The organism is Bacillus sp. A260, from assembly GCF_009861435.1.
Lineage (GTDB): Bacteria > Bacillota > Bacilli > Bacillales > Bacillaceae_G > Bacillus_A > Bacillus_A cereus.
This window is the reverse complement of the sequence record NZ_CP046398.1, coordinates 192,782-215,110: the sequence shown is the minus strand read 5'-3', so window position 1 is coordinate 215,110 and position 22,329 is coordinate 192,782. Positions and strand designations below refer to the sequence as shown.

Below are 22,329 nucleotides of genomic sequence, written 5' to 3'. Positions count from 1 at the left end.
TTTCCCCCCTTACTTCAACCGAATTCTTGGATCAACAACTGCATATACGATATCTGCTAAAAAGTTTGAAACGATTGTTAAACAAGAAAGAAACATCGTAAATGCCATCAATACTGTATAGTCACGGAAATTTAATGCTTCTAATTGAATATTACCAATCCCTGGCCAGTTAAAAATTTGTTCAATAATAATTGCCCCAGAAAACAATCCAGGTAATTCAAATGCTAATAACGTAATTGCCGGTAAAATTGCATTTTTTAATGCATGCTTATAAATAACCGTCTTCTCCTTCAAACCTTTCGCTCTTGCTGTTCGTATGTAATCTTGTCTTACAACCTCTAACATACTTGTTCTAAAATAACGAGTTAGCGAGCCGACCCCAAGAAGTGTCAAAATAAATACTGGTAAAATCATATGTTTTGCAACTTCTATCACGTAAGCAAATCCTGTTGAATTACTGCCAACATCAATCATTCCACCTATCGGTAATAACTTAAAGTCAACCGCAAACACCTTAATTAAAAACAAACCGATAAAGAATGAAGGGAATGACATTGCTGCAAAAACACCGATTGTTACAAGTTTATCGAATAAAGAATGTTGCTTCGTCGCCGAGAATACACCGATAATAAGTGCAATTAGCCAAATAAAAAACAATGCAATAATTGCTACACTAAAAGAATTCCAAATAAATTTATTTAATAATGACGTTACAGGCTCTTGATATTGAAGCGAGAAGCCAAAGTCCCCTTGCAATACATTACCTAACCAATGAAAATAACGCTCAACAATTGGTTTGTTCAACCCATATAACTCCCTCAGTTCAGCTGCTCTTTCCGGTGTAATTTTCGGGTTTGAATCAATATAATCCCCAGGAAGAAGTGCGAACAGGACGAAGATAATAATTGATGTACCAAGCAGTGTAGGAATCATTTGTAACAACCTACGAACAATATATGTTTTCACCCTTTTTCTCTCCAATCTTATGCTTAAAATAGAAGAACATTTTTTCAAAGCGGCACATTACTAACCGAATGAAAAAATGTCTTCTACTTATACATTCTTATCGTTATTTTTCAAATGATAATACTGGTAAGTTTGCACTAATACTGTTGTACTTTTCAGGATCAATTCCTTTTATATTCCCGTTATAACCAGTAATTGTTCTACGGTAGTTTAATAGAATTACTGGTGGATCATCACTTAATTCTTTATACAATTCTTTATAAATAGGTTTACGCTTTTCGATATCTACAGTTTCAATACCTTTTTGAATTAGCTCATCTACTTTTGCATTCTTATAACCAAGACTAGTTTCATTTGCAGTAGACAAATATTCACCAGCTGTTTCACTCGGATCACTTGTAATCGGTGTCGAAACAGAAGCTAAATCATAATCCCCTTTGTTTACCTTAGAAAGCATCGTATTAAAGTCCATAAATTCAGGATTAAACTCTACACCTATTTCTTTATAATTCTCTTTCGCAATCGGAATTAATAAATCACTATCTTTAGCCGAACTTGGACCGAAATAAGAAAGTTTTAATTTTTGACCATCTTTTTCACGAATTCCATCCGAACCAACTTTCCACCCTGCTTCATCTAATAATTTTTTCGCTTTTTCTTTATCGTATTCGTATTTATTAACTCCTTCTTCCGTATAAGCCCAAGAAGTTGGATGAATTGGTACATTGGCTACTGTACCGTATCCTTTTAACGCTGTATCAACATATTTTTTGCGGTCTAATCCGTAAATAAGTGCTTGGCGAACCTTTTTATCCTTTAAGTAAGGCTTATTATTATTCATATAAATATAACTAAATGACGGTGCTGTTTCGATTTGGATATTGGCGAATTCTAAAGCCTTAGCCTGTTCAAGAACCTCATCACCAGTACCTAAGCCAGTATGGTCAACTTCTCCTGTTTGGAATAACTGAAGCTTCGTATCACCAGAAGTAATTTTATAAATGAAGTTTTGAATTTTTGGTTTACCCGCATAATAATTTTCGTTTGCTACAAAACGAACTTCTTGACCTGGAATATACTTTTCAAATTTATATGGACCCGCAGCTAATGGCTTTCCATATAAATCTTTTAAGTAATCTAAGCTTGTATTTTGCTTATAATCTTTTCCATAATAAGCTTTTGATAGTACTGTACCTCCTAAAACAAATATAGCTTGTGAATTCACTTTTTCAGTTGTAATTTTAATTGTTTGTGGATCAACAACTTGAATACCTTCAATTGAAGTTGCTTTTCCTTCCTTATATTCTTTACCACCTTTAACCGCATATTGAGAGATATCTACTTCACCTTCATATGCCTTATCATGTAAAAGCGTCAATGTGAAAGCTACATCATCCGCCGTTAATGGCGATCCATCACTAAATTTCAAATCTTTACGTAAATGGAATGTATATGTTAACTGATCAGAAGAAACGTCCCACTTCTCAGCTAATTCTGGAATTGGTTTCCCTTGTTTATCGGTTGATACGAGAGATGCAAAAATAACTGAAGTTACGTTTCCATCCCAACCATTTTGTTGGAAGTATGGCAAAAATACGCCGCCTGGCTTACTAATACCAACTACTAACGTATCTTTTCTATTCTTCGCTTTGTCTGGCACTTTCGTTTTATCTGTCGCAGCGATCTTTTCAATTTTCACATTTTTTAAATCCTGCTGTTTAACCGGCTCTGTAGAAGCCGCGTCCTCCTGTCCCCCACAAGCAGACAACACAAGCGAACTACTCATTAATACCGAAAATACACCAGCCCATTTTTTTGTCTTTTTCTTCATTGTCCCCACCCTAACTTTTTATGATTATACCCTCTGAACGAATTACCTTATGTATGCCTCCCACAGCAACATTTATAGCCAATCGGAAAAGTCGGTTTTAATCGTAAAAAAATAGATGTTTTTGAGGGGTAACAATCTTATTCCGACCTTTCCGGTAGACTTTATGGTTATTAGCTTATATCGTTCATTATGTTTTGTCAATTCTTTCTAAATAAATATTTTTAGAATTTTTCCAAAATTATCACTCTACATTTATACTTTAAGAAAACTCAGCTATAATTCGTATTAAAAAACTTAAAAATCTACTTCTATTCCTTCAACATGAAACATAGAATACTAATAACCAATTACCAAAAAGGGGGCGAAAATATGGACAACCTATTCCAATACGTCCTGCACTACGTATTATTAACAATTATGATAGTCGGAGCGCTATTACTATTCCCGTTCTTCCCAAAGTTCGTCCTCTTTTTAGCTTTTTTTATCATGCTCGGGATCGCTATTATAATTTCAACGAGAGAAGATGCCACACAAAAAGAGAGCAGGGTTCAGCGCGTAAAGCTGTAACTTTGCTCTCTTTTCGTTTTCATTCACTAGTCTCTTTTATACATATTTATCCCGCTATTTGCCGGGCAGTAAGAACCCCACCTCAAAATTCAGCAAAAGCAAAAGAAGTTAGGTCGGAGTCGGGCTGCCCGTAAAAGCCCTCACTTTATCTCTCGGGAAATAATCAGCCTTTGTTTTTGTAATTACTCCTATCGAAAAGCCACTAATGACATTTCTTTTTCACCTTATCATTTTCATATGTTTCACAAACTATGCAAATTGAGGAACACGGATTTATCTAAGTTACTGTTTCACGTGAAACACATCGCTTCATTTAATCTTTAAAGCAAAATATCATTATGAAAAAGCCACTTCCTCCAACAAAACTGAAAGGAAGTGGCTTTCTACTCTTTACTCCACAATATTCTCTAACTCACTATATAACTTCGCTCGTAACAACTCTTTCTTCGTTTTTTCCTCATATAATTTTTCAAGTCTTTCAACATCAGCTACATGTTCCATTTCACATTCTATTGCATATATATCTTCTTCTACATGCATTAACTCATTTTCAATCTCTTCAAGATTCCTAGCTTCTTTCTCTTTTACAGGAACCGTTTCAACACTTTTTCTCCCTTGGCGTTTCTGCTTTATTACTTGCTTCTCAAGCTTTTCCTCCCACTTTTGACGAGCCCATGCATAGTTTCCTGCAAACTCAAATAATTTACATTCATCAATCCAGTACGTCTTTTCAAATAACTTATTTAAAAAATAACGATCATGTGAAACAGCTAGGATTGTTCCATTATATTGCTCAAGGGCTTCCTCTAAAACTTCCCTTGATTCAATATCAAGATGGTTTGTCGGCTCATCTAGAATTAGAAAATTGATGTCTTGATACATAAGTTGCGCAAGTCTTAACCTCATTTTTTCTCCACCGCTCAGTTGCGTTACTTTCTTAAATACTGCTGGACCATAAAATAAAAACTTAGCCAATATATGTCTTGCTTCTCCTTCTGTTACAGCTACATACTCTCTAAACGCTTCCAATACATTACTCTTCACATTTCCATACGTATGCTGTGATAAATAACCAATTTTGACACTACTACCAATTCGAATTTCACCAACGTCTGGATTTATTTCTTCTAATAGTAGTTTTAATAATGTAGTCTTTCCTGTACCATTACGACCAACGATAGCCGCACGCTCTTGAAAACGAACATGTAAATTCGCTTGTTCAAATAAAGGTCGTCCAGCAAAACCTTTACTCACTTCTTTCATTACAACAACATCTTTCCCGCTTCTCTCTTGCCCTTCAAACTGAAGACCCATCTGTTTTCGTTCTAAAATTGGCCTCTTTAATTTCTCTATACGTTCTAACGCACGTTCCATATTTCTCGCTCTTTTATGCAATCCTTCATTCGGAGGGTTCGCTTGATTTGCCCATTCACGTAGACGCTTAATTGCTTCTTTCATTTTCTTTATTTTCTTTTGCTGCTCTTGATAAGCTTGAAACTCTTGAAGTAATCTTTCTTCCTTCTCCTCGACGAACTGAGAATAATTCGTATGGTACACGTGAATCTCTCCATCTTCCAAATCAAAAATTTTCGTTACAACTTCATCAAGGAAATAGCGATCGTGTGAAATAACCATAACTGTTCCAGTATATTCTTTTAAAAATTTCTCTAACCATTCAACTGCAAACAAATCTAAATGATTTGTTGGTTCATCTAATAGAAGTAAATCTGGTTTCTGCAATAGCATATATGCAAGGCTTACTTTCGTCTGTTCTCCTCCACTTAATTCCGTAAATACTCTTGGAAATAAGTCTGTTACTTGTAAGCCATTTGCTACCTTCATTATATTTGCCTCTATTTCATAACCACCGAGAAATGCAAATTTTTCTTGAATGACTCCGTACCTCTCCATTAGCTTTTGCAATGAAGATTGTTCCTGCTCCTCCGCCATATTTTTTTCTAGAGCATGCATTTCTTTTTCTAATTCCTTTTCTACTTTAAAAGCGGAACTCAATACATCATATACATTCATGACCTCATCAAACTTCGGAATTTGTGCGACATGACCAATACGTGTACCTTTCTTCATATGGATGGCTCCTGCATCCAAACTCTCCTTTCCCGTTAGAAGTCCAAAGATTGTTGTCTTCCCACTACCGTTACGACCAACTAACCCAACACGTTCACCATTCTTTATTTCAAGCGATATATTTTCAAATATGATGTTTCCACCAAAAGATTTCATTACATTATTTACACTACAAATAGTCATTTTCCGTACTCCTTTCAATATAAAAAACCATGAGAAAGAAACATTCCCCATGGTTTTCGGCATAGAAAAAGGAAGCCAAATAGCTCCCTTTTCACACGTTTATTAAAAATGGGTGGAGAGATTTCTATCGTTCAATAGTCACTATGCAATTGTTAAAAAAGGGCATACGTATCCCGTTAACAACTACATCATGAAAAATCGCACGACAAAAATAAATAAAATCTAAAAATTTGGCACGCGCAGCTAAAGAACGTTTCATCTCATTCACCCCTTTCGTACGGAATTTAATACTTACTTCTTTATTATACTTTCCAATTTCATGTTTGAATAGTCATTTTTCTGAAAATAATGAAGATAGACTAAACATTTCAATAAGTGACATCAAATCTTACAAAACTGTTATGTTCACGTAATGGAAAGCGATAGTACGAAAAGATGCCTCCCTATACAATAAAGATGTAAACAAGCGAGACAAACAAAAGGAGGAAACAAACATGATGAAAGAAATCGTAAAAGCAATCTTTGAGGTATTAGTGAACGGACAAGCAGTTGTAAAAGAACTAAATGAACTATAAAAAGGAGTGAAGAAATATGATGAACATGGTGAAAATGATTTTACACGCTTTAGTCGATGCAAAAGCAGTTAGCCAAGAATTAAACCAACAATAAAAAGGGGTATATGAATATGAAGAAAGCCATTATTATAATTGCAAGCACAGCAATTACCTTATACACAATAAAAAAGAGAAAAAAGAAAAATAATGAAAATGTTCTATATTATCCATACACACTATTAGAGAAAAAATAAAAGACAAGGTACCCTATCATAATGAGGATATCTTGTCTTTTATTTTTCCCCTATTCCTTTAGAGGATTTCCTTCTCCTTTTCCCGAATGTATTAAGCGGGATTTTTACACATATTTTAAAGGGGCATATATACAAATGGATACACAACAACTATATTTTTTAAACGATATCGGTAAACAAAAACCAGAAAGTATTCGGAATAGAAGCGCTGCATGTCCATTTTGCGATAAAGAACAATTAACGGATATTTTAGCAACTGATGGTTCTATTATTTGGTTAAAAAATAAATTTCCTACATTACAAGATACATTTCAAACAGTGTTAATCGAAACCGATAATTGCGAAGATCATATCGCAACATATACAGAAGAACATATGAGAAAATTAATGCAATTTTCTATTCAACATTGGTTACACGTACAGAAGAACGAAGAGTTCGCATCTGTGATTTTATATAAAAATCACGGTCCATTTTCAGGTGGAAGTTTGCATCATGCACACATGCAAATTATCGGAATGAAATATGTAGATTATCTTGAAAATATTAAAGAGGAAAATTTCCAAGGAGTAATTGTTCAAAAAAATGAACGCATTGAGCTTAATATTTCAGAGCGTCCCATTATTGGCTTCACTGAATTCAATATAATCATTGATAATATTTCATATATAGATGAAATGGCAAATTACATTCAGCAAACTGTACGTTACATACTGATAGATTTTCATAAAGGATGCAGTAGTTATAACTTATTCTTCTATTACTTAAATGGAAAAATTATTTGTAAAGTTGTTCCTAGGTTTGTCGTTTCACCGCTGTATGTAGGATATAAAATACCGCAAGTTTCTACAAAACTAGAAGACGTAAAAATACAACTAGCGGAGTATTTCACAAAATGACACGATTATCAAAAAAAATAGAGTAGGTATCAAAACCTACTCTTTTATTACACCTTTATTTCGATAGTACACATCTTCTAATCCGATGTTATACTTCATGTTATTATCCGTCCACTCTGGCCCTAAATTCCCTGGCCATCCAGATGTATTCGCTATATATTTCAGTAATGCAAAATCAGTCAAACCTTTTTGCACCCCACGCTTATATCCTTTCATTAAATGCGGCATTGCAATTTGTGCATTTGTACGTGGATCTTTTAGCTCATCATCAGTTAAATGTTCTGGTGCAAGCCCGCCGCCGCGGTGTAGTTGAAACAATCCGAATGAAGTTCCATTATCTCCAACACTTCTTGGATTTAATCGACTTTCATGCTCAGCAATTGCAAGAGGTATCCATTCCGGAAGATTTACTTTCTTCGCTTCCTCTATAATGATTTGTTTCATCTGTTTTGCTTCTTCTGAATCAACATAGCTTGTTCCATTCACTAGCTTATCCATTCCTTCAGACTTTCCTTGGAAATATAAATATACCCCAAGAACAACTAAAAATCCTACAAAGAATTTCTTCACTACCTCTACCTCTTTCTCCGCTGAAATTTGTCCCCTTTCAGCCTTCCCTTTACAATTACCTACATTCTACTACTCTTTTATCATAGCAAATAACTATACATATTATCATCATGCTTTAGACCGATTTTGTGAAAAAACAACTGGTAAATACGTACAAAAATGTAACTTTCATAGACTATAACGCATTTATTGTATATAATTGTAAACTGAACTCTATATATAGAATAGGAGCATACAAAATGAAAAAATGCCTAACACTCTTGTTCAGCATTTTACTACTCATCCCTACCTACACCTCTGCACAAACATCATCAAAACCAAAAGTACTTGTTTTGTATAGTACACAAGACGATAAATTTTCAAATAATGTCCAAATCCTTAATACTCAATTAGGACATTTTACAAATGATATAACCGTAAAAAACTTAAAAGAAGCAACTTCAATTAATAACGTATCCTCCTATACACATATTGTTTATATCGGTGAAACAAAAGAAGCGTTTTCTGATGAAACGAAACAATTTCTAGAAAACTTCTCCGGCCCTGTATTAGTATTAGGACAAAATGTTGAACAATTATCTAAGCGTTTTTCTTTCATTACTTTGAATAGTGATGATATACGAGTTAATAAAATTGAATATCCAGACAAGAAGCTAAAAAATACCTTAGAGGAGGAACGATTAATTCAATCATTTGATACGAATGGAACTGTGCTTGCTAACGCCTTAAGCTCAAATAACACTAACCCACTAATCGTTCAGCATGAAACATCTTATTATGTTGCAACACCTAACCTCTTTGACTGGATGTCTCATTACGTCGGTGAAATGTTATTTTCTTATTTCAGCCAAAAACCAACGAAAAATAAAGTTGAAGCTTATTTACGCCTTGAGGATGTTCACCCCGCAGCAGATATAAATCAATTGAAAGAAATTGCTGAATTACTAAAAGAGAAAAAGATGCCTTACATGATTACTGTTATTCCGGTATATAAAGATCCAGATACAGGAAAGATAATACATTTAAAAGATAAACCAGAACTAGTTGATCTTTTACGCTCTATGCAAGATGATGGTGCAGCAATTATTATGCATGGTTATACTCACCAATTTTATGACAGTGAAACAGGTGAAGGCTTTGAATTTTGGGATGTAAAAACAGATCAACCAATTCGCCAACCGAAGCATGAAAAACCGAAGACAAAAGATGACTTTCCAAATATAGAGGCATATAACCAATATGTAAAAAAAGGGGAAGAATTCGAGGAAAAATATACGAAAGATCATATCGAAAAAGGAATTCAAGAACTTGTAGATGCTAAACTATATCCTGTTGCCTTTGAAGCACCTCATTACACGATGTCTCAAAAAGGATATGAAATATTATCAAGGTACTTTTCAACTTATGTAGGACAACTACAGTTAAATGATACAACTTGGAAATCCATGCACTCACCATATTATACAAGTACTCCATCATTTTTACATGGAATGAAACTATTACCTGAAACAGTCGGATTTATTGAAGAAGATACGCCACAAACTACTGCTAAAATGAAAGAGCGTGCTCTATCTGTTTCTAAATTATCCGATGGAGTTATTGGTGCATTCTATCATCCTTACTTAGGTGCGAAACCATTAAAAGAAGTGTTAAAGGATCTAGAAAGTATTCCAAATATAGAATGGATTGATTTACAAAAGGAAAAGAATGAAGTAAAAATGAAAGATATTCATATTACGACGAATAAAGACGGCATTCACGTTGAAAAACCAACCAGTGCGAATGACATAATTGATTATATAAAGCAATATGGCTTCTTCCTTATGCTAGGATTCGTTATCATTGTCTTTCTTTTATTATTAAAACGTGCGAAAAAATTAGAATCCTAATACAAAACCACCGAGCGGAACGCTTGGTGGTTTTTTGTCCTATATCAAACCATGGCATTTTATTAAATAAATTCAACTTTTACTTTTTCCGTTACATGATTAAAACTATAATTCTCCTATCCTTTCAAATAAAATCGACTTGTATTTTCATATATTGTTTCTGCGACCTTATCAATGGATATGTTTTTTATAGAACTAATTTCCTTTAATACCTCTCGAATCATTCTTGGGTGCGTTATAACATCTTCTTGAAATTCCCACGGACCATCTGTTTCTACCATCATATATTCAAGCGGATAATACGAAACGATTTTTCTAATCTTCTCCTTATGTAAAACATCCGGTGTAATCGAAATATAATAACCATTTTTCATCATCCGTTTCATTGTTTCATCGCTTCCTTTAAACCAATGGAAGTGTGCACGTGAAACTTTATATTTCTCTAGCAAATCACATACAATGTCAGCATCTTCATAAACTGCGTGTAATACAATCGGCAAATTATACTTACTAGCTAGTTCTATAAATTTTTTCAATACAGCTATGTATGGATCTGCAGCAATTCTTTCATCTTCTTTTCTCAAATAATAGGGCAAACCTACTTCACCAATCGCAACAATTTCCTCTGCGTTCTGTTCAATAAGTTGATAAATCTGTTCACACTCTTCTTTATGAATCTGTTGCTCTGGATGAAACCCTATCGCTGGATATATAAAGGGATACTTCTTCGCTAAAGATAACGTTTCCTTACAAGATTGATAATTCATAGATACCGCAATAAGCCCCTTTATTTCCTTACTATTTTCCACCTCTTTTAGTAATCTGCTCTTCTCTTCATCCTTATATTGATCAACATGTATATGACTATCAATCCATTTCATCTTTATGCCCCCATAAAAAAACAAGAAAGGAGTTCCTTTCTTGTTTTAGCATCTATATTATTTAACAATTAAGTTTGTTATGATATCAAATAATCCAATACACACTACGGCAACAGTAAAGTAGCTACAGAAATCTTTAATTGGTAACTTCACTACTTCTTCTTTACGCATCCCATTTTTCTCCCTTCTTACTAGATCCCTAATTATTTTTCTATCTGTATCTATTATGCAAAAAATATGACAAATTTACTATCGAATTAACTTACGTAAACCTTACAATGTTGTAAGGTTTAAAAAAGGATCCCCATCTTTATTCAGATGAGGATTATTAAAAATTAGTTGGTTTTTCATTCTTCATTACAAACAGAAAGTAATACATTGAGACTTTCTAGTTACACTATATGAAAATTACTATCTTTTAACTATCGAATTACATTACAGAAGGCTTACATGTTTGTAAGTTATGTGTAATGTAATTCGATAGTTCCCCTTACTTATATTTCGTACAATAAAGTTAGAAAGTAAGCCAAATAAGAAGAACACTCACATAACCAAATTACATTGCTAGTAGCTACTCTTCTTATACCTTTCACCCATGCTACTACAATGTACCCCCTTCCCCTTTATATAATAAAAAAGCCTTAGTCTATATGGACTAAGGCTTTTTTGTTAATCTCAAAAATACCCTTACCCAGTATTTTTATTTTCGACAAAAAATAGCCGGGGGTATATTTCACTATCTCATCGTTAAAAGTTTGCTCTTCGCATTTATAGGAATATTTGCAACCTCAATCTCTTCAATCGATTCACCGTAACGTCCTTTTGCAAAAACCTTTAATGCTTCATCTCTCTTTAACATATGCTTAACCGTTTTCTTTATTTTCTGCTCTCTACCACGTTCATCGAATGCAATAAATTCATATTCATACCACTCATCACCAATATGCTGACCAATTGTATTCACAACCGTATAGTATTCTTTCGTCTTATAAAATGGATTATATTTATCGATAACTGGTCCAAGTTTCGTAGGCAGTAACATTACTATTATCACTATCATCGCTATTATAGTAGTGATCATTTTTTTCTTCATAATAAACATTCCTCCTCTACAGGATATATATACATCCATTTTAAAAAGGGGGAATAAAATCTACTATTGAATCTCATTACATTACACTTACATTTTTGTAAGAATTAAAAAAGGTGAACGAATTTGCTCGTTCACCTTTTAGCTTGCTTTAAAGCCACCGCCAAGTACATCACGTACATCATGTATAACAACGAAAGCATCTTCATCTACCCGGCTAATAACTTGTTTTAACTTAACAAGCTCTTGTTTATTAATAACAACATATAAAACTTCTTTATTTTTACCAGTATATCCGCCGCGCCCTTCTAATACAGTAACACCGCGTGTCATATTTTTCGTAATAGCTTCACGAATTAAATCTGGTTGATTCGAAATAATCGTAACAGCCGTTTTTGTGTCCATTCCTTCTACAATGAAATCAATCACCTTCGCTCCAATGAACACAGCCACAAGTGTATACATCGCCTTTTCTTGCCCTATTATAAATACAGAACCAGCAATTACAACAATATCAATAATTAGTACGCCTTTACCTACACTCCAACCTAAATATTGATTTGCTAACTGAGCTAAGATTGCTGATCCTCCCGATGTACCTCCGGCTTTGAACATACAACCTAATCCAATTCCCACAAATAAACCAGCAAATAAAGCTGCTAATAATGTATCACTATTTACATGATACTCAATATGTTCTGTAACGTATAAAAACAAAGATGTTTCTACAATCCCTAAAATTGTATAAATCATTGTTTTCTTATCAAAAAATTTATAACCAACAGCTAGTAAAATTGCATTTATAGCAAAGTTCACAATTCCTGGTGACCAATCAAATAAGTAGTACGTAACAACCGTTAAACCAATAATTCCACCTTCCGATAAACGGTTTGGAATTGCAAAGTAATTAATACCAATTGCGAATAATAATGAACCAATTGTAATTAGTGTTATTTCCTTTATACGTTGATTAACCATAGTTCATACCCTCCCCCCATTTGACATTGTATCACTATCTCCTAGAGGTTTAGAAGTGGTTTTTATTCCGCATTTTCCCTCTTAAAAATTGAAATATTATGTTTAAACAGAGGGTTGATTAATTATTCATATTTGCTCTAACTGCACGGACAAATCGCTCCACATTCCCTTTCTGAATATACTTAGCGCGAATGGTTTCATGACTACAAGTAAATTCAAAATACGGATGAAAATCTATGCTATCTATATACAAATATGAATACTCTTTAAATGTTGAAGAATAGTACGGAAATTTCCCGTAAAAAAGGAGACGTCTAGTAGTGGCAACAAAAACCCCATGTTGATACGATAATATAAAATTATCCTTCTCAAATATCCCTACCACAAAAGCCAGAATCTTTTCATCATCATCTACATACTTTTTCATACTCGATAAAAGTTCATTCATGCATATTCCTCCAAATTCTATTCACTGCATTAACACTTGAAAAGAATCCATGGATTATTACAGACCGGTTTAACTCCTTTATAAAGTATGAAACGCGTTTCCTGTCAAAGATATTTCAAAAAAATAATCCGTTATGCGATTATACACATAACGGATTACGATTAAACTGTAGAGCGTTCCACAAGTTCGTATGGAATTTCCAGCTTTTCTTGTTCAGAACTCTCGTCATTCACTTTTCTATGCAACATTTCAAAAGCAGTTTTCCCTATCTCCTTTAAATTTTGATCAATAGTTGTCAATTGTAACACTTGCGAGATAGGTTGATTATCAAAGCCAATAATCGCTAAATCCTCAGGAACTTGAATCCCTAATTTTTCAACCTCTGTCATAACCCCAATCGCAACTTCATCACCTGCTACTATTAATGCTTCAGGAAGATCCTGCATCTCTTTTAACTTATGAGCCACTTTTACACCATCTTCTAGTGTAAAACATTCTGTAAAAATCCATTCTTCATTAACCTCTTCGTCTATAGATTGCAATTGCTGTTTATAAACATCAAAACGCTTTTGACTACTCGGCCCTAATTTTCTTCCCGTACAATAACCAATTTTTTTATAACCTTTCTCAATCAAATAATCCATTCCTAATTGAAAGGCCGCTGAATGATTCGTATATACACTTGAGATGTTTGAAATATCATTGTCTTCACAGGCAATTATTGCGCCGTAAGAAGCATACGGTTCTATCGTTTCCCAATCATTTGCACGTGAACAAATAATAAGACCATCCAATTGTTTTGTTTTTAACATATGTAAACTTTTCATTTCTTCTTTTTTATTATAATTCGTTTGGCAAAGTAGCACCCTGTAATTATGCGCTAACGCAGTCTCCATCATTCCGCTCACCATCGCATCAAAACACGGATGATTAATATACGGTAAAATCACACCAACAATATTCGTTTTTCCTTTTGATAAATGAACAGCATTTGCGTTTTGCGAGTAATTCAATTCCTCAACTATCTCTATAACCGCTTTTCTTTTTTCTTCACTTACATATGGGTGATCATTCAACACTCTCGAAACAGTCGTAACTGAAACTCCCGCCATCTTTGCAATATCTTTAATATTAGCCATACACTCACCTCTACCTTTAACTTAATGAATCTCATGAACATATGTCAAATCTTCTTATCATTACACCTTCATTCGTTTCTCTTACAAAAGTGTAATTTTTCTGTAAGCTAATTCGATAGTGACTTTCCGCAACATTTCATACAATTAAGTCAGAAACAAGGTAACAACTATTCGAAAAGGAGCGGATTAATATGATGAACAAAATAAAAACGAACAATTTCTTACATACAATGGGCATGGTATTTTCCGCTCTTATCGACGCAAAAGCTGTTGCTTCTACATTAAACAAGTAAGGAGAATGTATTATGAATAACATCACTTTTAACAAATTAGATTTTTTAGGACTAGCTAGTGGCTCGATTCTTCTTACTGCTTTTATTTACGCCGCTACGCTTGTATAACTTTGTGTCCCCTTTCCCCTTTATTATAAATAGTAATAGAAAAGACGACCGTCTATGCCCGGTCGTCTTTTCTTATTTTTGATTTGATTGCAAAGCTTCTTTTAACTCCTCAAACTTCTCATTTAATTGATCCGTCATCATTTTCATAGCGGTTTTTCGATCTATTTGTTCTCCAGCCTCAATTTGAATTGGATCTCCAAAAATCAATTGTGCCTTTTTCCCCTTTATTAATTCTTTTACACTTGATGGACCAACATAAGCTGCTGGTACTAACGGAACATTGGAACGCATCGCAATTGTCACAGCACCCGCTTTTAATGAAACATCTTCCGCTGATCTTGTTCCACTCGGAAAAATCCCTACTACCTTTCCTTCTTTTAATAAACGTGATGGAATTTTAAGTGTACTTGGTCCTGGATTCGCACGATCTACAGGGAATGCATTTACATTTTTAAAGAACCAATTTTTGAATTTCCCTTCAAATAATTCTTTTTTGGCCATGTAATGAATTTGAGTTGGATACATCCCTGTAGCTAACATTAATACATCCATAAAACTTGTATGTGTACATGCAACAACATAGGGTCCACCTTCTGGTAGCTTTTCTCTTCCTTGTACTTCTACTTTCCCAGCTGTTTTAAATATATATTTCAACAAAAATGTAATTGGTTTATACATTTATTTCGTTCCTTTCTAAACATCCGAAGTATAATCATATTCTTATAACAATTATAACACTAAGTTTTAGGAGTTGGTAATAAAATTAAGGATGAATTGTTAAATTTCAATTCTTACAAAAGTGTAATTTTCTTGTAAGCTAATTCGATAGTTACTTCTTACTATATTTCATACAATTAAGTCAGAAACAGGGCAACAATTATTCGAAAAGGAGTGGATCAATATGATGAACAAAATGAAAACGAACAATTTCTTAAATACAATGGGCATGGTATTATCGGCTCTTTTCGATGCAAAAGCTGTTGCTTCTGCATTAAACAAGTAAGGAGAATGTATTATGAATAACATTACTTTTAACAAATTAGATTTTTTAGGATTAGCTAGCGGCTCTCTTCTTCTTACTGCTTTCATTTACGCTGCTACGCTTGTATAACTTTGTGTCCCCTTTCCCCTTTATATAGAAAAAGACGACCGTCTATGCCCGGTCGTCTTTTTAATTTTTTCTTTCTTTCAATTCTTTTAAAAGCTGTATTAGCTCAGCTTGTTGTTTTATCTTTTTACGACCATTTCGATTAATTGCTGCAAGCTCACAGGCAACTCCGACGGCGAAGAAAAACAATAAACTTTCTAACATGTGAAATCCTCCATTTGCCTATTAAACAGCTTGACGTAATTGTTCTTCTTGTAAAACTCTCTTATTTATATTTTCTTCTTTTCTCTGACAAACGTTATTGCGAATAAGCGCTGCAATAACAAGTACAGTCCCTATAATATCAAACATTGTGATTTGATACCCTTGCATCATCATAATAGCTAAAGTCGTAATTGGTACAAAATTAATAAATAAAATCCCATTAATGGATGATAAAATTTTCACACCATAGTTCCAAGCAAGTAGCGCTACAATACCTGGCAATGTCATCATGAATAACAAATCATATTTCACAATAGAAATCGTTCCCATACTCGGAACTGAAATATATCCAAGCGACGTAATAATTACCGTTATAATTCCTGTAACAGTCGTACCGAATACACACGTCAACGTAGAATAACGTAACGTTGACCAATCACTACAAGTTTGACCACCCATCGTATAAATAACCCACCCTACAACACCAATAAATATAAATGCTAATGGGAACATATTATCTTTCAATGTTACAAAGAAACTCATGTCACCTTTTGTAATAACAAACACAGCTCCTACAAAAGCAATAACCATACTCGTTATCATATACTTCTTCGGTTTTATATGCTTATATCCCCATAAAATACAAATAGAAATCATCGGCATAAGTGCTTCCATAATGGAAGCTACCATTACACCCGACTTACCCATTAACATTTGCCCTAAAAATATGAGGACATTATATACTGTAAATGCCATCGTTCCAAAAAAGACGAGTAACTTTCCTCTTCCCTCTAAACAAAATGCCTGTTTTCCTTCTTTCACTAACAACAATACAATCAGCATTATCGCCACTGCTCCATAGCGAATAAGCGAAAAATAAAATGGATCTATGTATTCTAGCGCATGGTCAGCAACTGGAAACATCGCTCCCCATGACATACTCGCAATTAAACACGCCAAAGCCCCTATTATCATTTGACCTCTTCTCACCGCAATCCCCCGTTTCTTTCTATTTGCACAAAGAGAATTGTAAAAGAAAAAATATATCACGTAAAATGATTCAAAATGATGTTAACTATCATTTATAATGATAGTTAACATCAAGGGGGATTACAAAATGGAATTAAGAGACTTACAAATCTTTAAAAGCGTTGCCGATCAGGGTAGTGTAAGTAGCGCAGCAAAGGAATTAAATTATGTACAATCAAATGTAACTGCACGTATTAAACAACTAGAAAACGAATTAAAAACCCCACTCTTTTACCGCCATAAACGAGGAATGACTTTAACAGCTGAAGGAAGAAAAATGCTCGTTTATGTTAGTAAAATTTTGCAAGATGTCGACGAACTAAAACAAGTATTTTTAGATAGCGAAACACCTTCTGGTATATTAAAAATCGGTACAGTCGAAACAGTAAGTACACTGCCTACCATTTTATCTTCTTACTATAAAAGCTATCCGAATGTCGATTTATCATTACAAGCGGGTCTAACAGAAGAATTAATTAGAGAAGTACTTGATCATCAATTAGATGGCGCCTTTATATCAGGTCCTATTAAACATCCACTAATCGAACAATACGATGTTAGTACAGAGAAATTAATGCTTATAACACAAAATAAAGCCTTTCATATAGAAGAATTTACAACAACGCCTCTACTCGTTTTTAACCAAGGATGTGGATACCGCTCCAAACTAGAACGTTGGCTTAAAGACGAAGGTTTGCTACCAAAAAGAATTATGGAATTCAATATATTAGAGACAATATTAAACAGTGTTGCACTCGGTCTCGGAATTACACTCGTACCACAGTCTGCTGTCCATCATCTTTCTAAAGCAGGTAAGGTACATTGTCATGCAATCCCTGAAAAATACGGCAGTATTTCAACGGTTTTCATACGCCGTAAAGATAGCTATATGACGAATTCAATGCGTAGTTTTTTAAAAACAATTGAAGACCATCATCATATCAATATGCTGTGAAAGACATTCTTACATGAATGTCTTTTTTTCTTACAAAAGTGTAAGTCTTTCGTAAGCTAATTCGATAGTTGGAAGTATCCATATTCCCTATAATTAAGACATAAGCAGGGCAACAACTATTCGAAAAGGAGCGGATACGCATGATGAACAATATGAAATCAAATAAATTTTTAAATACAATGGGCATGGTGCTATCCGCACTTGTCGATGCAAAAGCTGTTGCAACTACATTAAACAAATAAGGAGAGATTATAATGAACAACATTACTTTCAACAAATCAGACTTTATCGGACTTGCAAGTGGAGCTACTCTTCTTACGGCTTTCATTTATACACTTGCTCAAGGTCTTATTTAACACTTTGTTTCCCCAAACCCCTTTATATATAGAAAAAGCTGCTCGTCTTATAGACAAGCAGCTTTTTAGTTTGTCCCGCTTTAATGGGCAGTAAGACCCCCTCCTCAAAATTCAGCGAAAGCAAAGAAGTTAGGTGGGGGTCGGGCTGCCCATAAAAGTCCGATTGGTGAAGGCTAATAATCAGTGGGGGATGAAGAACCCCCACACTGATTAAAGTTTCACTTTATTTCATATACAATTTGACCTGTTTTCGTAATATCATATCCGCCAATCGCATTTAATTCATTATGAAATTCTTCCGATTGCAGAATGTCTTTCACAACTTCAATCAGCTCTTCATTTTCTTTATTCTTCAAAATTACTAAATCATACTGTTCTTTCATGATTGGAATAAAGTCCACATTTACAATTTGCGAAAACTTTTCTGAACCTACTCCTACATCAGCTTTTCCATTTGCAACTTGCGTGGCAACACCAAGATGATTCGATTCTTCCCATTCATATCCACTAATATCAGCTTTATTTAATTTTCGGATTCGTAATTGTTCATCCACTAACACTCTAATACCAGAACCCTTTTCTCGATTCACAAACTTTATAGTGGACCCGGATATGTCAGCCCATGTCTTTATTTTCTTCGGATTTCCTTTTTGAACATAAAACCCTACATTTCTGGACAATAAATTAATCATAAGACATGGCTGTCCTACTAAAATACGTTTTACGTAAGGAATATTATATGTACCCGTTTCACCATCAAACAAATGCAAACTAACGATACTTCCTTCTCCTTGATACATTTTCACTAAACTCGTTAAGCTACCTTGATACGCTCTTAAAACATTAGAACTTGGCAAACGATTTTCTATACGTTTAGCTAACATATCTAACGTTAGTTCTTGACCACTAATAATACACGTGTTCAAGATACTACTACCATCGTTTTTCACAGGATTAACTTGTACTTTCCCTGTTTTCATTTGCTTTATATATTGATCTAAATCTGCTGCATCAATGCGCATCTGTCTACCAACTCTATAAGAAGGAAGTTCTCCTTTTTTAATTAAGTCGTATACAGTTAATTTTGATACTTTTAATCGCTTTGCTACTTCTTCCGTTGTGTAGGAATGATGATCCATAGACGATTCCTCACTTTCTTCTTTCATTGTAACAAAGAAAAGAATATTTCTCCTATTTTTTAAAAATAGACATATGTTCAAATTACATTCAATTATAACTAGTTATATTTAGTTATATTTAGTTATAATTAGATGTGTCAAAATGAAAGGGGATTTTTTTATGAATAAATTTATATTACGTTCCATCGGGGCACTTATACTTTCTTTCCTTCTTATATTTAGCGCTGCTTGTACAAGTTGGGAAAAGCATACAAAGTCAGCTGCTAAAGAGGATAAAACAGTTGAACTGACTATCTCAGCTGCTGCAAGCTTACAAGATGCATTAAAAGAAATCGAAAAACAATATAAAGAAAAAGAGCCAAATATCAAACTTTCTTTTAACTTCGGTGCTTCTGGAGCACTTCAACAACAAATTGAACAAGGTGCACCTGCTGATTTATTCTTCTCAGCAGCAGAAGATAAATTCCAAACCCTTGTAAAAAAAGAATTCATTAATGAAAAAGAGGGGAAAAATCTTCTTGGAAATGAACTAGTTCTAGTCATCCCTAAAGATAGTTCTCTTACAAAATTTCAAGATTTAAAAGATGAGAAAATCAAAAAAATTGCACTTGGTACACCTGAATCTGTACCTGCTGGCAAATATGCAAAGGCTTCTCTAACACACGAAAACCTTTGGAATGATGTTCAAAATAAAGTCGTATTTACAAAAGATGTTCGCCAAGTGTTAACATATGTAGAAACAGGGAATGTCGATGCTGGTATCGTATACAAAACAGATGCTCTCATTTCGGATAAAGTAAAGATTGGTGAGACAGCAGCAGCTACTTCTCATGAGCCAATCCACTATCCTTTAGGTGTTATAAAGGAATCTAAACATAAGAAAGAGGCGACTTCATTTTATGAGTATTTGCAGTCAAAAGATGCACAATCTATCTTTAAAAAATATGGATTTACAGTCCTGTCGTAATTACTATGAGCATTGATGCTATTTTATCGCCTGTCTTTCTATCTTTAAGAGTAGCTGCATGCGCCACTATTCTCGTTACAATTTTAGGGACAATTGTCGGGCGAGCACTAGCTCGCTCCTCATGGCGATATAAAGTACTATTAGAAACCATATTTTTATTACCAATGGTACTTCCACCAACTGTTATCGGCTTCTTTCTCATTATCATCTTTGGAAACAACAGCCCGATCGGAAAGTGGGTTGAATCATTATTTCAGCAGTCTATTATGTTCACATCTACTGCTGCGATCATTGCTTCTACAGTTGTTGCATTTCCGCTTATGTACCAATCAGCGAAAACGGGATTTTCTATCGCAAATGTACAAATTGAAGAAAGTGCTCGTGACCTTGGCGCAAGTGAATATCAAGTTTTTCTGCACGTTACACTTCCGCTCGCATTTCCTGCCTTACTAAGCGGGATGATTTTGAGCTTTGTCCGCGCGCTCGGTGAATTTGGTGCTACACTTATGTTTGCCGGGAACATTCCTGGTAAAACACAGACAATCCCAACTGCAATTTACATGGCTATTGATGCAAGTAATATGCAACTCGCATGGACACTTGTAGTTATTACTATCGGTATGTCACTCGTATTTCTACTATGTATTCAACTTATTAATAAAAGAATTACTAACTCTTAAAGCAGCTTTTTTCGAAGCTGCTTCTTTATTTCTTAGGAAATAAAATATACCACCGGGAAATAACTGAATTTTACCTCTTATTAAAATATACATTTTATTTGAATTCACTTTCTAAAATAGGCAATTTCCTGTTATTATATGGAGGTGTTTCAAAAAATGAAGAAATGAAAACGCATTTATATCGTGAATTCTTCATCCTGTTTTAGCGATCGGTAATCTTCTACTCTATTAGTGGGGCATTACCGATCGTTAGAACGATATGTAACTATATTGGTATAGCAAACCGAAGGGAGTCTTGTAATGGACATTTTATTAGCGCTTCTTCCTGCAATTGCATGGGGAAACATCTTATTAGTAAGCGTAAAAATGGGCGGTGGTGCATATAGCCAAACGGTAGGTATGACAATCGGTGCTCTATTCTTCGCAACAATTATGTATGTATTTACTCAACCAGCTTTAACAATGACAATCTTAATTGTTGGTTTTATTTCAGGTTTATTCTGGGCTTTAGGACAAGTAAACCAATTAAAAACAGTTGAAAAACTAGGTGTTTCAACTACTGTAACGATTTCTACTGGTATGCAACTTGTTGCAACTTCTATCTTTGGGGTTATCGCTTTCCGTGAGTGGACTACTACTACAACGATCATTCTGGGAACGATTGCAATCCTATTAATCGTAGTTGGTGTTGTATTCACATCATTAGATGATAAAGAAAATGCTCAGCCACCTGGACAATTGAAAAAAGGACTTCTTACTTTAATTGTTTCTACTTTCGGCTATCTTGTATATGTAATTATTATTCGTTGGTATAATATCGATGGTTGGTCTGCTATTTTACCACAAGCAGTTGGTATGTTTGTTGGTGCGGTTGTACTGACGTCTAAACATAAACCATTTAACAAATATGCAATCCGTAATGCTTTGTCTGGTTTACTATGGGGAACTGGAAACTTATTCTTACTTCTTTCATTACCACGTGTTGGAGTAGCAACAAGCTTCCCATTATCTCAAACTGGAATCGTTATCTCAACATTCGGTGCGATTGTATTCTTAGGTGAAAAGAAAACAAAACGTCAATTGATCTTTATTGCACTAGGTAGTGTTTTAATTATCGGCGGCGCTGTATTACTTGGTATGACAAAAGCATAATCT

At 34.2% G+C, this 22,329-nt stretch carries 25 protein-coding genes; 11 read left to right on the top strand and 14 right to left on the bottom strand.

Annotated elements, in window-relative coordinates:
* Positions 1 to 9 precede the first annotated feature (9 nt).
* On the bottom strand, positions 10 to 966 hold the full coding sequence (locus tag GD442_RS01225; protein WP_134207903.1) for an ABC transporter permease: 957 nt from the start codon (positions 964 to 966) through the stop codon (positions 10 to 12).
* Positions 967 to 1,069: 103 nt separating this feature from the next.
* Positions 1,070 to 2,797 carry an ABC transporter substrate-binding protein gene (locus GD442_RS01220; protein WP_000730692.1) on the bottom strand — a complete coding sequence of 576 codons (1,728 nt, stop codon included), beginning with the start codon at positions 2,795 to 2,797 and terminating at the stop codon, positions 1,070 to 1,072.
* 369 nt (positions 2,798 to 3,166) lie between these two features.
* Here GD442_RS01220 and GD442_RS01215 point away from each other — a divergent pair, with 369 nt between their 5' ends.
* Positions 3,167 to 3,364 carry a hypothetical protein gene (locus tag GD442_RS01215; RefSeq protein ID WP_000369254.1) on the top strand — a complete coding sequence of 66 codons (198 nt, stop codon included), beginning with the start codon at positions 3,167 to 3,169 and terminating at the stop codon, positions 3,362 to 3,364.
* A 390-nt stretch (positions 3,365 to 3,754) separates the two neighbouring features.
* Here GD442_RS01215 and abc-f read toward each other — a convergent pair whose 3' ends face one another.
* On the bottom strand, positions 3,755 to 5,686 hold the full coding sequence (gene abc-f, locus GD442_RS01210) for a ribosomal protection-like ABC-F family protein (RefSeq protein WP_140348544.1): 1,932 nt from the start codon (positions 5,684 to 5,686) through the stop codon (positions 3,755 to 3,757).
* Positions 5,687 to 5,759: 73 nt separating this feature from the next.
* A complete protein-coding gene (locus GD442_RS27985; RefSeq protein ID WP_000830643.1) occupies positions 5,760 to 5,894 on the bottom strand; it encodes an RAxF-45 family protein in 135 nt (44 codons plus the stop codon).
* Positions 5,895 to 6,314: 420 nt separating this feature from the next.
* On the opposite strand from GD442_RS27985, the gene GD442_RS01205 reads away from it, so the two are divergent.
* Together GD442_RS01205 and GD442_RS01200 are read left to right on the top strand one after the other, a co-directional pair.
* Positions 6,315 to 6,443: a hypothetical protein gene (locus GD442_RS01205; RefSeq protein ID WP_002023099.1), complete on the top strand. Its 129-nt coding sequence runs from the start codon at positions 6,315 to 6,317 to the stop codon at positions 6,441 to 6,443.
* 135 nt (positions 6,444 to 6,578) lie between these two features.
* Positions 6,579 to 7,340: a DUF4931 domain-containing protein gene (locus GD442_RS01200; RefSeq protein ID WP_000381028.1), complete on the top strand. Its 762-nt coding sequence runs from the start codon at positions 6,579 to 6,581 to the stop codon at positions 7,338 to 7,340.
* A gap of 36 nt (positions 7,341 to 7,376) precedes the next feature.
* Here GD442_RS01200 and GD442_RS01195 read toward each other — a convergent pair whose 3' ends face one another.
* Positions 7,377 to 7,910, bottom strand: coding sequence for a transglycosylase SLT domain-containing protein (locus GD442_RS01195; protein ID WP_000713249.1), 534 nt, complete (start codon positions 7,908 to 7,910; stop codon positions 7,377 to 7,379).
* Positions 7,911 to 8,149: 239 nt separating this feature from the next.
* On the opposite strand from GD442_RS01195, the gene GD442_RS01190 reads away from it, so the two are divergent.
* On the top strand, positions 8,150 to 9,799 hold the full coding sequence (locus tag GD442_RS01190; RefSeq protein WP_000710597.1) for a DUF2334 domain-containing protein: 1,650 nt from the start codon (positions 8,150 to 8,152) through the stop codon (positions 9,797 to 9,799).
* 116 nt (positions 9,800 to 9,915) lie between these two features.
* On the opposite strand, the gene GD442_RS01185 is transcribed toward GD442_RS01190, so the two are convergent.
* The 5 genes from GD442_RS01185 to GD442_RS01165 form a co-directional block, all read right to left on the bottom strand.
* A complete protein-coding gene (locus tag GD442_RS01185; protein ID WP_000871100.1) occupies positions 9,916 to 10,680 on the bottom strand; it encodes a TatD family hydrolase in 765 nt (254 codons plus the stop codon).
* 736 nt (positions 10,681 to 11,416) lie between these two features.
* The gene (locus tag GD442_RS01180; protein WP_000728416.1) at positions 11,417 to 11,773 is read right to left on the bottom strand and encodes a YxeA family protein; all 357 of its coding nucleotides are present in this window, start codon (positions 11,771 to 11,773) and stop codon (positions 11,417 to 11,419) included.
* 138 nt (positions 11,774 to 11,911) lie between these two features.
* Positions 11,912 to 12,748 carry a YitT family protein gene (locus GD442_RS01175; protein WP_000248045.1) on the bottom strand — a complete coding sequence of 279 codons (837 nt, stop codon included), beginning with the start codon at positions 12,746 to 12,748 and terminating at the stop codon, positions 11,912 to 11,914.
* 118 nt (positions 12,749 to 12,866) lie between these two features.
* Positions 12,867 to 13,196 carry a PH domain-containing protein gene (locus tag GD442_RS01170; RefSeq protein WP_001004246.1) on the bottom strand — a complete coding sequence of 110 codons (330 nt, stop codon included), beginning with the start codon at positions 13,194 to 13,196 and terminating at the stop codon, positions 12,867 to 12,869.
* Positions 13,197 to 13,357: 161 nt separating this feature from the next.
* Positions 13,358 to 14,335: a LacI family DNA-binding transcriptional regulator gene (locus tag GD442_RS01165; protein ID WP_086407685.1), complete on the bottom strand. Its 978-nt coding sequence runs from the start codon at positions 14,333 to 14,335 to the stop codon at positions 13,358 to 13,360.
* A gap of 305 nt (positions 14,336 to 14,640) precedes the next feature.
* On the opposite strand from GD442_RS01165, the gene GD442_RS01160 reads away from it, so the two are divergent.
* Positions 14,641 to 14,736, top strand: coding sequence for a DUF3948 family protein (locus GD442_RS01160; RefSeq protein WP_001059999.1), 96 nt, complete (start codon positions 14,641 to 14,643; stop codon positions 14,734 to 14,736).
* Positions 14,737 to 14,808: 72 nt separating this feature from the next.
* Here GD442_RS01160 and GD442_RS01155 read toward each other — a convergent pair whose 3' ends face one another.
* Positions 14,809 to 15,414: a lysophospholipid acyltransferase family protein gene (locus GD442_RS01155; protein ID WP_000277778.1), complete on the bottom strand. Its 606-nt coding sequence runs from the start codon at positions 15,412 to 15,414 to the stop codon at positions 14,809 to 14,811.
* A 337-nt stretch (positions 15,415 to 15,751) separates the two neighbouring features.
* On the opposite strand from GD442_RS01155, the gene GD442_RS01150 reads away from it, so the two are divergent.
* Positions 15,752 to 15,847: a DUF3948 family protein gene (locus tag GD442_RS01150; RefSeq protein WP_001060007.1), complete on the top strand. Its 96-nt coding sequence runs from the start codon at positions 15,752 to 15,754 to the stop codon at positions 15,845 to 15,847.
* A 60-nt stretch (positions 15,848 to 15,907) separates the two neighbouring features.
* Here GD442_RS01150 and GD442_RS01145 read toward each other — a convergent pair whose 3' ends face one another.
* Together GD442_RS01145 and GD442_RS01140 are read right to left on the bottom strand one after the other, a co-directional pair.
* Positions 15,908 to 16,048 carry a YrzO family protein gene (locus tag GD442_RS01145; RefSeq protein WP_000894065.1) on the bottom strand — a complete coding sequence of 47 codons (141 nt, stop codon included), beginning with the start codon at positions 16,046 to 16,048 and terminating at the stop codon, positions 15,908 to 15,910.
* A 21-nt stretch (positions 16,049 to 16,069) separates the two neighbouring features.
* Positions 16,070 to 17,038 (bottom strand): DMT family transporter, encoded by a 969-nt coding sequence (locus GD442_RS01140; protein ID WP_002182372.1) that lies wholly within the window; start codon positions 17,036 to 17,038, stop codon positions 16,070 to 16,072.
* 127 nt (positions 17,039 to 17,165) lie between these two features.
* On the opposite strand from GD442_RS01140, the gene GD442_RS01135 reads away from it, so the two are divergent.
* Together GD442_RS01135 and GD442_RS01130 are read left to right on the top strand one after the other, a co-directional pair.
* Positions 17,166 to 18,032 (top strand): LysR family transcriptional regulator, encoded by an 867-nt coding sequence (locus GD442_RS01135; RefSeq protein WP_000423031.1) that lies wholly within the window; start codon positions 17,166 to 17,168, stop codon positions 18,030 to 18,032.
* A gap of 254 nt (positions 18,033 to 18,286) precedes the next feature.
* Positions 18,287 to 18,388, top strand: a complete 102-nt coding sequence (locus GD442_RS01130) for a DUF3948 family protein (RefSeq protein ID WP_001060017.1) — start codon at positions 18,287 to 18,289, stop codon at positions 18,386 to 18,388.
* A gap of 218 nt (positions 18,389 to 18,606) precedes the next feature.
* On the opposite strand, the gene GD442_RS01125 is transcribed toward GD442_RS01130, so the two are convergent.
* Complete coding sequence (locus GD442_RS01125) at positions 18,607 to 19,527, bottom strand: substrate-binding domain-containing protein (protein ID WP_002180310.1); 921 nt, start codon at positions 19,525 to 19,527, stop codon at positions 18,607 to 18,609.
* A gap of 160 nt (positions 19,528 to 19,687) precedes the next feature.
* Between GD442_RS01125 and modA the strand changes: the two genes are divergently transcribed.
* From modA to GD442_RS01110, 3 genes are all read left to right on the top strand, one after another.
* Positions 19,688 to 20,494, top strand: coding sequence for a molybdate ABC transporter substrate-binding protein (gene modA / locus GD442_RS01120; protein WP_001031845.1), 807 nt, complete (start codon positions 19,688 to 19,690; stop codon positions 20,492 to 20,494).
* Positions 20,495 to 20,499: 5 nt separating this feature from the next.
* Positions 20,500 to 21,174, top strand: coding sequence for a molybdate ABC transporter permease subunit (modB, locus tag GD442_RS01115; RefSeq protein ID WP_000020526.1), 675 nt, complete (start codon positions 20,500 to 20,502; stop codon positions 21,172 to 21,174).
* 300 nt (positions 21,175 to 21,474) lie between these two features.
* Positions 21,475 to 22,326, top strand: coding sequence for a GRP family sugar transporter (locus tag GD442_RS01110; protein WP_000353544.1), 852 nt, complete (start codon positions 21,475 to 21,477; stop codon positions 22,324 to 22,326).
* The last annotated feature ends 3 nt before the right edge of the window (positions 22,327 to 22,329 follow it).